Below are 11,620 nucleotides of genomic sequence, written 5' to 3'. Positions count from 1 at the left end.
CCGCAGCCATGTCCTTCACCCGTCTGTTGTGCGCCGCCGCGGCACTCGCCGCCTTCGTCGGTCCGTTCGCCGCCCCGGTCGAGGCGCTGGCGCAGAGCAAGACCGTCGCCATCACCGCCATCGTCCAGCACCCGGCGCTCGACGCGACGCGCGACGGCGTGGTGGAGGCGCTGAAGGAGGCCGGCTTCGTCCAGGGCCAGAACCTGAAGGTCGAATATCAGAGCGCACAGGGCAACCCGGCCACCGCCGCCCAGATCGCCCGCCAGTTCGCCGGATCGCGGCCCGACGTGATCGTGCCGATCTCCACCCCCTCGGCCCAGGCGGTGGCGGCGGCGACCCGCGACATCCCGGTCGTCTTCACCGCGGTGACCGATCCGCTGTCGGCCCAGATGGTGAAATCGATGGACAAGCCCGGCGCCAACATCACCGGCCTGTCCGACATGGCCCCGGTGGCCGAGCATGTCGCGCTGATCCGCGAGATCGTGCCGCAGGCCAAGCGGATCGGCGTGCTCTACAATCCCGGTGAGCCGAACTCCGTCGTGCTGATCAAGGCGCTGAAGGACGAGGCGGCAAAGGCCGGCCTGACGGTGGTCGAGGCCTCCGTCCCGAAATCGTCGGATGCCCAGCCTGCGGTGCGCAGCCTCGTCGGCAAGGCCGATGCCGTCTACATCCCGCTGGACAACACGGTCGTCTCGGCGCTGGAAAGCGTGATCGCGGTCGGCCAGCAGGCCAAGCTGCCGATCTTCTCCGCCGACACCGACAGCGTCGCCCGCGGCACCGTGGCCTCCATCGGCTTCGATTACTTCCAGGTCGGCAAGCAGACCGGCGCCATCGTCGCCCGCGTCCTGAAGGGCGAGAAGCCCGGCGACCTGCCGGTGGCCCTCGCCAAGGGCACCGACCTGTTCGTCAACCCCAAGTCCGCCGCCGCCATGGGCGTCACCCTGCCCGACGCGGTGGTGAAGCGCGCGACGAAGGTGGTCGGGCAGTAAGGCTGCTGGGAAGGGTACATTGCCCCCTCCCTGACCCTCCCCCACCTTCGGTGGGAGAGGGAACTGCCGCCGCTTCGGCATTTACGCCACGCCGACAAGAGTCCGATCCCCTCTCCCGCGATCGGACCGGCCTTTGGCCGGCCGAGGGCGGGGGAGGGATAGGGAGGGGGCAAAACGCTCCCTCCACCAAGCCCCCCGCAAAGCACCGCAATGACCGAAATCGCCCTCTTCGGCGCCATCGAGATCGGCCTCGTCTATGCGCTGGTCGCCATCGGCGTCTATCTGTCCTTCCGCATCCTGGACTTCCCCGACCTGACGGTCGACGGAAGCTTTCCGCTGGGTGCGGCCGTTTGCGCGGTGCTGTTGATCGCCGGCGTCAATCCCTGGCTCGCCAGCCTCGCCGCGGCGCTGGCCGGTGCGGCGGCCGGGCTGGTCACGGCCACGCTGAACGTGCGCTTCAAGATCCTGCACCTGCTCGCCAGCATCCTGACGATGATCGCGCTGTTCTCCGTCAACCTGCGGGTGATGGGGCGGCCGAATGTGGCGCTGCTGATGCAGGACACGGTGCTGACGCCCTTCTACGGGCTCGGGATTCCGGACCATATCGTCCGGCCGCTGGTGGTCGGCCTCATCGTGGCGGTGGTGGTCCTGCTGCTGGCCCGCTTCCTGGCGAGCGAGTTCGGGCTGGCGATGCGGGCGACCGGCGTGAATGCCCGGATGGCGCGTGCCCAGGGCGTCGACACCGACGCCCATGTCTATGCCGGCATAGCGCTGTCCAACGGGCTGACCGGCCTTGCCGGCGCGCTGTTCGCGCAGACCAACGGCTTCGCCGACGTGACCACCGGCATCGGCACCATCGTGGTCGGTCTGGCCGCGGTGATCGTCGGCGAGACGGTGCTGCCCGCCCGCGCCCTGGCGCTGGCGCTGATCGGCTGCGTTGCCGGGTCGATCCTCTACCGCCTGGCGGTGCAGGTGGCCCTGTCGGCCGACAGCATCGGCCTGCAGGCCTCCGACCTCAATCTGGTGACTGCGGTGCTGGTCGCCGTCGCTTTGATCCTGCCGCGCCTGAAGGCCAAGGCATCACGCAGTGCACGAGTAGCCAAATGATCGTCGTCGAGGACATCCACGTCACCTTCGGTCGCGGCACGCCGCTGGAGAAGCACGCGCTGCGCGGCATCGACCTGACCATCCCGGAGGGCGAGTTCGTCACCGTCATCGGCTCCAACGGGGCCGGCAAGTCGACCTTCCTCGGCTCGCTGGCCGGTGACGTGCTGGCGGAGCAGGGGCGCATCTCCATCGACGGCACCGACGTCACCCGCTGGGACACGCCGCGCCGCGCCGGGTTGGTCGCCCGCGTCTTCCAGGACCCGATGGCGGGCAGCTGTGCCGCCCTGACCATCGAGGAGAACATGGCGCTCGCCGCTGCCCGCGGGCGGCGCCGCGGCCTGGGCCTCGCGCTTGGCAGCGACCGGCGCCAGAGCTTCCGTGACCGCATCGCAGCGCTGGGGCTGGGGCTGGAAAACCGGCTGCATGACCGTATGGGCCTGCTGTCCGGCGGCCAGCGTCAGGCGGTCAGCCTGCTGATGGCGACCCTGGCCGGATCCAAGATCCTGCTGCTGGACGAGCACACCGCCGCCCTCGATCCCGCCACCGCCGACTTCGTGCTGGACCTGACCCGGCGCATCGTCCGCGACAACCGGCTGACCACGCTGATGGTCACCCATTCCATGCGGCAGGCGCTGGACTATGGCGACCGCACGCTGATGCTGCACGAGGGCCGTGTCGTGCTGGACGTGGCCGGCGACGAGCGCGCCGGCCTGGACGTCCCGCACCTGCTGGCGCTGTTCGCCAAGCAGCGCGGCGGAATGGAGATCAGCGACGACAGTCTGCTGATCGGTTAGGCCTTGGCCTTCGACCTGGCTTCGCCGTCCACGTCGTCTTCCCGGTCCGCCTCGAACAGCGACAGAAGCTCCGCGGCGGCATCGCGGGAACTTTGGATCAGCTTGGTCTCGTCATTATGGACGGCATGCTGGCGGACCAGGGTGCGTTCGTCATGGGCGCGGAAGGTCTCGAGCGTCCGCGTCACCTCCCCTTCCGCCAACCCCATCTGGCGCAGCACATCACCGGTCAGGCGCAGGCTGGAATCGAAGGTCTCGCGCACGATGTGGGTGACGCCGCGGTCCATCAGGTGGTGGACATGGCGGCGGTTGCGGGCGCGGGCAAAGATGGTCAGGTTGGGGAAATGGCGCGTCGCCATCTCCACCACGCGCAACGACTGCTCCATGTCGTCCAGCGCAATCACCAGGACCTTGGCCTTCTCCGCCCCGGCGGCGCGGAGAAGCTCCACCCGGGTCGGATCGCCGTAATAGGCCTGGCTGCCGAACTTGCGGACGAAATCCACCTGGGCGGCGCTTTGCTCCAGCGCGGTGAAGGGAATGCCGCGCATCCGCAGCACGCGGCCGACCACCTGCCCCACCCGGCCAAAGCCGCAGATGATGACCCGCGGGTTGTCGTCGGGCAAGGCATCGAATGGCCGTTTAGGCTTCGCCGTCATCAGGCGCGGGGCGAGCCAGCGCTCTTCCGCCGCGAACAGGAAGGGGGTGGCCAGCATGGACAGGGTGACCACCAGCATGGCCCCCGACGCCTGTTCCCCGGCCATCGTCCCACCGGCGACCGCCAGTCCGAACAGCACGAACCCGAACTCGCCGCCCTGGCTCAGCACCGTCGCCATCCGCATGGCGCCGGCCCACGGCACCCCGGCGATGCGGGCGAGCGCCATCATCACCAGCCCCTTCACCAGCAGCAGCACCAGGGCGAGGCCGAGGAAGCGGATCGGGTGCTGGAGCAAGGCCGGAATATCGGCGCCCATCCCCACCGAAACGAAAAACAGGCCGAGCAGCAGGCCTTCGAACGGCTCGATATCCGCCTGCACCTCGTGCCGGTACTCGGAGTCGGACAGCAACACGCCGGCCATGAAGGCGCCCAGCGACATGGACAGCCCGGCTTCCTGGATCAGCACTGCGGTGCCGATGACGATCAGCAGGGCGGTGGCGGTGAAGATCTCCGGCGCGCCGGCCCGGTCGACCGCGCGGAAGATCGGGCGCAGCAGATAGCGCCCACCGATCAGAACGACGACTACGGCGACTGCCGCCTTGCCGACCGCCAGCCATGCTCCGCCTGCCTGCGGCACGGTCCCGTTGCCCAGCAGGGGCAACAGCGCCACAGCCGGGATGATGGCGAGATCCTGGAACAGCAGCACGGAGAAGGCGTTGCGCCCCGACTGGTTGGCGAGCAACCCGCGCTCCGCCATCATCGGCAGGGCCATGGCGGTGGAGGACAGGGCGAAGCCGAAGCCCAGCACCACCGCCGTCGGCCAAGCCAGACCCAGGCCCCAGCCGCACAATCCCGCGATGACGGCGCCGGTGACCGAAACCTGCGCCCCGCCCAGCCCCAGCACCGATTTGCGCATCACCCACAGGCGGGCCGGCCTCAGCTCCAGCCCGATCAGGAACAGCAGCATCACGACGCCGAGTTCCGAGGCATGGGCGATCGCCGACACATTGGTGACCAGCCCCAAACCTGCCGGCCCCACGGCCAGACCGGCGGCGAGATAGCCGAGCGGCGCGCCAAATCCAAATCTCTTGGCCACCGGCACCGCGACCACCATCGCCGCCAGCAGCACAACCAACGTCACCAGTTCTGCCATAGCCCCCGCCGTCCGTCTGTCATCGGGGGACTATGGCGCGATTGCCGGGGCAGGCACCAGACACTTAACTGTCAGCCCGGCTATACCTTGTGTCTATTGAATCACCGGACCGAGCTGGCGATGCGGGGGGAATTGCGGGCCGCCCAGCGGGTCAGCAGCAGGATTCCCGCGACAACCGCGACGTAGGCGATCAACTGCGCCTCGGTCGGACGGTCCGTATAGCCGACCAGCACATGCAGGGCCTGCCCGATCAGGCTGTTGTCGCGCAGGATGCCGGAGCTGTCCCACAGGATGGTTCCGCCCGCCATCAAGATGCCGGCCTGCGCCAGGAAATTGACCGCAGTCGCAGCCATGCCGGCTGCCAGCAGGGTCAGGAGCCATGTGGTGGTGGAGAACAGATGGCGTGTCGGGATCTGCACCAATCCGGCATAGAGGAGCACGGACACCAGCGCGCCCAGCGCCATGCCGCCCAGACCTCCGGCGGCGACGGTGGCGATGCCGCCCTCCTCCGACGCCAGGATGCCGGTCAGGAACAGCACGACCTCCGACCCTTCGCGCAAAACCGCGACGCCGATGACGATCGCCAGCGCCGCCAGCGACCTCTCGCCGCTCCGCACCGCATGGCCGACGGCCTTCATATCGCGTGCCAGTTCGCGGCCATGCTGCGCCATCCAGGCATTGTGCCAAGCCAGCATCACCACCGCGATCAGAAGAACGCCGGCATTGAACAGCTCCTGCCCGGTGTCGGCGAACAGTGCGCTGATGGCATCGGCGAAGGCGGCGACGACGCAGGAGCCGACGATGCCGCTGACGATGCCGAGCGCGATCCAGCGCGCGCGCCCGACAACCCCCTGGGTCGCCGCCAGCACGATGCCGACAATGAGGCCCGCTTCGAGGACCTCGCGGAATACAATGATCAGACTGGCGAGCATGGTCGTCTCCTGGGCTTCGGGACGGTCAGGACCGCGTCACTCGGCGATCACGGCGCCTTGCGCCGTCGCTTCGTGGAACTCACCGAAGAAGGGATAGCGCCCGGGCTTCAGCGGGCCGACCATCACCTTGATCTGCTTGCGCCCGCCGACGATCTTCTCGACCTTCATCTCGTTGCTTTCGAACTCCTCGGACGTGGCGTCCTGATTGTCGACCAGCAGGGTCACGCGCTTGTTGGCGGGGATTTTCACCTCCACCGGTTCGAATTTGTGGTCCTTGATGACGATGGTCACGATGTCGTCGGCGCGTGCGGCACCTGCCGGAACAAGCGCGGTGACGGTCAGGGCGATGGCGCAGGCGGCGGAAAGCAGCGTGAAACGACGCATTCGCGGGGTACCTCGGCACGGGAAGGGGCGTTGCTTGTGAAAATCATTCTCACCCCAACCGCTGAGGGTCAAACAAAAGGCCCCCGCGGATGCTGCAACGCACCTGCGACGGAAACGCGCACCCTTTGCGGATGCGGCCGCCCTCTTCCCTCACCGGGTCACCCGTAACGACGTGTCGCTATTCGACTTCGGCCGAGCCGGGAAACTGCTCCAGCCCGTCGGTGATCTCATAGTAATCGGCCTTGCCCTCGACATAGCCGTGGCGGAGCGTCTGCAGACCGGTCGGCTGGTCCAGGCTGCCGGCGGCGATTTCGATCTCCGACTTGCCGTCGCCCTTCCAGAACAGGGAGGATCCGCAGCGGCCGCAGAAGCCCCGCTCCGCGAAGTCGGACGAGCGGTACCATGTCAATGTCTCGTCGGCGTCGAAGATGACGGTGTCGCGCGGAACGGTGATGTAGGCGCCGATATGGCCGTGGAAGCGGCGGCACTGCCCGCAATGGCAGTTGACCACCTCATCCGGCCGCTCGGCCAGCAGGAAGCGCACGCCGCCGCACAGGCAGCCACCGGACAGCGCCTGCCCCTGATCTCCGCTACCTTCCCGCCCGTTCCCATTGCCGCTCATGCCACGACCTCTCCCGTGCTGGTCCGGCGTTCGACGCCGTCGTCGCCGATGTCGTAATAGGCGCCCTTGTGGTCGACGAAGATGTGCCGCTCCACCCGCAGGCCGGTCGCATCGTCCAGGCTTCCCACAGTCACCGTGATGCGCGGTTCGCCGTCCGCCGGGTCCTGGTCCAGCGCCTCCCAGAACAGCCCTGCACCGCAACACGCACAAAAGCCGCGACGTGCCCGGCTGGAAGAGGCGTACCACGTCAGCGTCGCGTCGTTGAGCAGACGCAACGCCGCACGCGGCGCGCCGGTATAGGCCCCGACATGGCTGTGCTGGCGGCGGCACTGGGCGCAATGGCAGAAGGAGATCGGTTCCGGCCGGACATCGATGGCATACCGCACGCCGCCGCACAGGCAGCCGCCGGTCCAGACCCGATCCTCCTCCCCGCCCTGCTCCGTCACGACGGTCGACGTGCCGGCCATGGGGTCAGCCCTGCCAGAAGGGCTTGTGGGCTTCCTGCTCCGCATCGGCGCGGGAGATGCCGATGTCGGACAGCAGATGGTCGGGTAGAGCCTCCAGCGCCCGACGCTGGCGCCGCCGCTCGCTCCAGGTCGCGAAGCGGTCGAACAGGCTGATCATCCATTGACCGGCGCCCTTGCCCTCTTGAGCCGGCGCGCGCTGGGACATGTCGGTGCTGGAGAGGAACGACTGCGTAGCCTTTGCCATGATCCGGTCTCCTCCGGGGGAAGGGAGCGGGGCATCCGCCTCACCGCTCCGGTTCGTGTGTCTTGCTTGTGGAGTTGAGGATGGGGCAGAGGCCGCTTGCCGACAAACGACGGTTTCTCATAGAATCGATTAGCTGATCTAATCCGAAGCCACTCTCCGGTCCCTCCCCGCATGTCCCGCCGCTTGCCTCCGCTGAATGCGCTGCGCGCCTTCGAAGCCGCCGCGCGCCATCTTTCCTTCACAAAAGCCGCGGATGAGCTGCATGTGACGCAGGCCGCCGTCAGCCACCAGATCAAGGCGCTGGAGGAATGGCTCGGATTACCGCTGTTTCGCCGAATGAACCGGGCGCTGGCCTTGACCGAAGCCGGGCAGAGCTACCTTCCGCCGGTGCGCGAGGCGATGGACACCCTGTCCCAGGCGACCGACCGGCTGATCCGCGCCGACAGCAGCGGCACGCTGACCATCTCCACCATGCCCAGCTTCGCGTCGAAATGGCTGGTGCCGCGGCTGATGCGCTTCCAGAAACGTCATCCGGAAATGGATGTGCGGGTGCACAGCACGGCGCAGGTGGTGGATTTCGCCCGCCATGACGTCGATCTGGCGATCCGTTTCGGCAACGGGCTGTGGCCCGACCTGCGGGTGGAGCGCCTGCTGACGGAGGATATCTTCCCGGTCGGCCATCCGTCGCTGCTGGCCGGCGACCGCCCGCTGGTCAATCCGGAGGATTTGCGACACCACACGCTCCTGCACGACGATTACAACATCTCCTGGGCGGTGTGGTGCCGGGCGGCCGGAATCGATGGCGTGGACACCGAGCGCGGCCTGCGATTCGACGATTCGTCCTTCACGCTTCAGGCGGCGATCAACGGCCACGGCATCGCGCTTGCCCGCGGTGTGCTGGTGGCGGACGACATCGCCGCCGGACGGCTGGTCCGCCTGTTCGAGGTGCGGCTGCCGGGAAGCCTTGCCTATTACGTGGTGGCGCCGCCGCATTACTTTTCCCGGCCCAAGGTGAAGGCATTCCGCGACTGGTTGTTCGAAGAGGCGGGGACGGGCTGAAAGTCGCGGCGAAAGTCCTGTGCCGATCCGTCGTCTTGAACGGCTTGCGGGCGTGCCGGACCGCTCCTATAGTCCGCGCCCATGAGCGCGAACCCGTCCCCCGACACGGTCTTCCCGCACCGCCATCTCCTCGGTATCGAGGGGCTGCGGGCCGGCGAGATCACCCAGATTCTCGACCTCGCCGACGGCTATGTCGAGCAGAACCGCCGCCCCGTGAAGAAGTCCAACCTGTTGGACGGCCGCACGCAGGTGAACCTGTTCTTCGAGAACTCCACCCGCACCCGCACAAGCTTCGAGCTGGCCGGCAAGCGGCTGGGCGCCGACGTGATCAACATGTCGACCGACAGCAGTTCGGTTAAGAAGGGCGAGACCCTGATCGACACGGCGATGACGCTGAACGCCATGCACCTTGATGCACTGGTGGTTCGCCACGCCGATTCGGGCGCGGTGAAGCTGCTGGCCGACAAGGTCAACTGCTCCGTGATCAATGCCGGCGACGGTCATCACGAACACCCGACCCAAGCCCTGCTGGACGCGCTGGCGATCCGCCGCCGCCTGGGCCGGTTGGACGGGCTGATCGTGGCGATCTGTGGCGACATCCTGCACAGCCGCGTCGCGCGCTCCAACATCCACCTGTTGAACGCCATGGGCGCGCGCGTGCGCTGCGTGGCGCCGCCGACCCTGCTGCCCTCGCAGATCGAACGGCTGGGCGTCGAGGTCCATCACTCGATGAAGACCGGCCTCCGCGATGCCGACGTTGTGATGATGCTGCGCCTGCAGACCGAGCGGATGAGCGGCCAGTATGTCCCGTCCACCCGCGAGTATTTCTACTTCTACGGCCTCGATTACGAGAAGCTGGAGGTGGCGAAGCCCGACGCGGTCATCATGCATCCGGGCCCGATGAACCGCGGCGTGGAGATCGATTCGGAGGTCGCCGACGACCTCAAGCGCTCCATGATCCTCGATCAGGTGGAACTGGGCGTGGCCGTGCGCATGGCCGTGCTCGACCTGCTGACCCGCGAACGCCGCCAGTCCGACCTTGCGGGAGTCGCCCGATGAGTGCGCCGATGAATGCCCGTGTCGTCTACCGCAACGCCCGCCTGCTGGACCCGGCGACGGGGCTGGACCAGCGCGCCGACCTGCTGATCGATGGTGAGACCATCGCCGATTTCGGTCCCGGCCTGTTCAACGATTCCACGCCCGATGGGGCGGAGGTCGTCGATCTCGCCGGCCAGTGCCTCGCCCCCGGTCTCGTCGATATGCGCGTGCTGATCGGCGAACCGGGCGAGGAAGAGAAGGACACGATCAAAAGCGCGTCCCGCGCCGCGGCGGCCGGTGGCATCACCGCCATGGCGCTGCTGCCCAACACCGACCCGGTGCTGGACGAGGTCGCCGGGCTGGAGTTCATCGCGCGGCGCGCCCGCGAGGTGAAGCTGGTCAAGGTCTTCGCCTACGGCTCCGCCACGCGCGGCACCGAAGGCAAAGAGATCACGGAGATGGGGCTGCTGAGCCATGCCGGCGCGGTAGCCTTCACCGACGGCACCAAGGCCATCGTCAGCGCCAAGACGATGCGCCGGGCGCTGAGTTACGCCAAGACCTTCGGCAAGCTGATCGTCCAGCACCCGGAAGAGCCGTCGCTGGCGTCCGGCGGAATGATGAACTCCGGCGAGATCGCCACGCGCCTCGGCCTCGTCGGCATTCCGCGCGAAGCCGAGATCATCATGATCGAGCGCGACCTGCGGCTGGCCGAGCTGACCGGTGGGCGCCTGCATTTCGCCCACATCACCACGTCTGAGTCGGTCGACCTGATCCGCCGCGCCAAGGCGCGCGGGCTGAAGGTGACCTGCGACACCGCCCCGCATTACTTCGCCCTGACCGAGACCGACGTCGGCGACTACCGCACCTATGCCAAGGTGTCGCCGCCGCTGCGTGGCGAAATGGACCGCCGCGCCATCGTCGAGGGTCTGGCCGACGGCACCATCGACGCCATCGCGTCCGACCATGTGCCGCAGGACCAGGACCAGAAGCGCCTCCCCTTCGCCCAGGCTGCGCCCGGCGTGATCGGGCTGGAGACGCTGTTCCCGCTGACGCTCGAACTGGTGCACAAGGGCAAGATGCCGCTGCTGAAGGCGCTGGCCTGCGTCACGTCGAATCCGGCCGCGATTCTCGATCTGGCCGTCGGCCGCATCGTGAAGGGCGGGCCGGCAGATCTGGTCGCCTTCGACCTGGATGTTCCCTGGCAGATCGACGTCGGCCGCTTCAAGTCGAAGTCGAAGAACTCGCCCTTCGAGAACCGCCCGGTCCAGGGCCGGCCGCTGCGCACCATCGTGGATGGCCGCACCGTCTGGCAGGCGGAGGACTGATCCGGTGCTCACTCTCGTGCTTGCCGCCCTGCTGGGCTACCTGCTGGGCTCGATCCCCTTCGGTCTGGTGCTGACCCGTCTGGCCGGGCTGGGCGACATTCGTCAGATCGGCTCCGGCAACATCGGTGCCACCAATGTGCTGCGCACCGGCAACAAGCCGCTGGCCCTGGCGACCCTGTTGCTTGACAGCGGCAAGGGCGCCATCGCGGCACTGTTGGCCCTGTGGTGGGCCGGTCCCGAAGCCGCGGTGCTGGCCGCCGGCGGCGCCATGCTGGGCCACAGCTTTCCGGTTTGGCTGGGTTTCAAGGGCGGCAAGGGCGTGGCGACGGCGCTTGGCGTTCTGCTGGCGGTGTCCTGGCCGGTCGGTCTGCTCGCCTGCCTGACCTGGCTGGTCATGGCGGCGCTGTTCCGCATTTCTTCGCTGTCAGCGCTGACGGCGCTGGGCATCAGCCCGCTGACCGGCTGGTATTTCGGCGGGCCGCTGGTCGCCGGCCTCTGCCTGTTCATCGCGATCCTGGTCTTCATCCGCCACGAAGCGAACATCCGTCGCCTGCTGAAGGGCGAGGAACCGAAGATCGGCTCGGGCAAAAAGAAGGCGGCATGAACGGACGGCTTCTCTTTCCGTCGTCGGAGTGGAGAATCCGCTTTCCATCTCATGTTTAGACTCTAAAATTCCTAAGGGAGAGGTTCGGAATTGCTTTGTTTTTCATTAAAAATTTTTACCGTTATTTGAAAAGACCATTTTCATTAAGCAGTATCTTCAAGCGCTGTAACAGATCGGGGTTTTCCTGAAGAGTTTTGTGGCAAAATTCAATCAATTTCTGACGATTACCGACAAGTCAATTGGGGTTGCG

Annotated in this window: 13 protein-coding genes; 7 read left to right on the top strand and 6 right to left on the bottom strand. The window is 67.2% G+C overall.

Features of this window, described 5'->3' with window-relative positions; all coding sequences use genetic code 11:
- From VD964_RS26525 to VD964_RS26515, 3 genes are all read left to right on the top strand, one after another.
- Positions 1–989: ABC transporter substrate-binding protein (locus VD964_RS26525; RefSeq protein ID WP_324871460.1), on the top strand; the 989-nt coding region annotated here is incomplete at its 5' end.
- Between the two features lie 210 nt (positions 990–1,199).
- Positions 1,200–2,096 (top strand): ABC transporter permease, encoded by an 897-nt coding sequence (locus tag VD964_RS26520; protein ID WP_324871459.1) that lies wholly within the window; start codon positions 1,200–1,202, stop codon positions 2,094–2,096.
- Entirely contained in the window at positions 2,093–2,890 is a 798-nt protein-coding gene (locus VD964_RS26515) for an ABC transporter ATP-binding protein (protein WP_324871458.1), read from the top strand. The genes VD964_RS26520 and VD964_RS26515 overlap by 4 nt, the downstream gene beginning before the upstream one ends.
- On the opposite strand, the gene VD964_RS26510 is transcribed toward VD964_RS26515, so the two are convergent.
- The 6 genes from VD964_RS26510 to VD964_RS26485 all read right to left on the bottom strand — a co-directional run bounded on the left by VD964_RS26510 (position 2,887) and on the right by VD964_RS26485 (position 7,344).
- Entirely contained in the window at positions 2,887–4,695 is a 1,809-nt protein-coding gene (locus tag VD964_RS26510) for a monovalent cation:proton antiporter-2 (CPA2) family protein (RefSeq protein WP_324871457.1), read from the bottom strand. The two genes, VD964_RS26515 and VD964_RS26510, sit on opposite strands and share 4 nt — an antisense overlap.
- A 101-nt stretch (positions 4,696–4,796) precedes the next feature.
- Entirely contained in the window at positions 4,797–5,627 is an 831-nt protein-coding gene (locus VD964_RS26505; RefSeq protein WP_324871456.1) for an FTR1 family iron permease, read from the bottom strand.
- A 36-nt stretch (positions 5,628–5,663) separates the two neighbouring features.
- Positions 5,664–6,011, bottom strand: coding sequence for a cupredoxin domain-containing protein (locus VD964_RS26500; protein WP_324871455.1), 348 nt, complete (start codon positions 6,009–6,011; stop codon positions 5,664–5,666).
- Positions 6,012–6,189: 178 nt separating this feature from the next.
- Entirely contained in the window at positions 6,190–6,633 is a 444-nt protein-coding gene (locus VD964_RS26495; RefSeq protein WP_324871454.1) for a GFA family protein, read from the bottom strand.
- Complete coding sequence (locus VD964_RS26490; protein ID WP_324871453.1) at positions 6,630–7,100, bottom strand: GFA family protein; 471 nt, start codon at positions 7,098–7,100, stop codon at positions 6,630–6,632. Before VD964_RS26490 ends, VD964_RS26495 begins: the two co-directional genes overlap by 4 nt.
- Before the next feature lie 4 nt (positions 7,101–7,104).
- Positions 7,105–7,344, bottom strand: a complete 240-nt coding sequence (locus VD964_RS26485; RefSeq protein ID WP_324871452.1) for a DUF1127 domain-containing protein — start codon at positions 7,342–7,344, stop codon at positions 7,105–7,107.
- A gap of 171 nt (positions 7,345–7,515) precedes the next feature.
- Here VD964_RS26485 and VD964_RS26480 point away from each other — a divergent pair, with 171 nt between their 5' ends.
- From VD964_RS26480 to plsY, 4 genes are all read left to right on the top strand, one after another.
- Positions 7,516–8,403 carry a transcriptional regulator GcvA gene (locus VD964_RS26480; RefSeq protein ID WP_324871451.1) on the top strand — a complete coding sequence of 296 codons (888 nt, stop codon included), beginning with the start codon at positions 7,516–7,518 and terminating at the stop codon, positions 8,401–8,403.
- An 81-nt stretch (positions 8,404–8,484) separates the two neighbouring features.
- Positions 8,485–9,462 carry an aspartate carbamoyltransferase catalytic subunit gene (locus VD964_RS26475; protein ID WP_310113552.1) on the top strand — a complete coding sequence of 326 codons (978 nt, stop codon included), beginning with the start codon at positions 8,485–8,487 and terminating at the stop codon, positions 9,460–9,462.
- Entirely contained in the window at positions 9,459–10,766 is a 1,308-nt protein-coding gene (locus tag VD964_RS26470) for a dihydroorotase (RefSeq protein WP_324871450.1), read from the top strand. The genes VD964_RS26475 and VD964_RS26470 overlap by 4 nt, the downstream gene beginning before the upstream one ends.
- Positions 10,735–11,370, top strand: coding sequence for a glycerol-3-phosphate 1-O-acyltransferase PlsY (gene plsY, locus VD964_RS26465; RefSeq protein WP_324871449.1), 636 nt, complete (start codon positions 10,735–10,737; stop codon positions 11,368–11,370). The genes VD964_RS26470 and plsY overlap by 32 nt, the downstream gene beginning before the upstream one ends.
- The last annotated feature ends 250 nt before the right edge of the window (positions 11,371–11,620 follow it).

The organism is Azospirillum sp., assembly GCF_035628975.1.
Taxonomy (GTDB): Bacteria; Pseudomonadota; Alphaproteobacteria; order Azospirillales; family Azospirillaceae; genus Azospirillum.
This window is presented reverse-complemented; position numbering and strand designations above follow the sequence as displayed.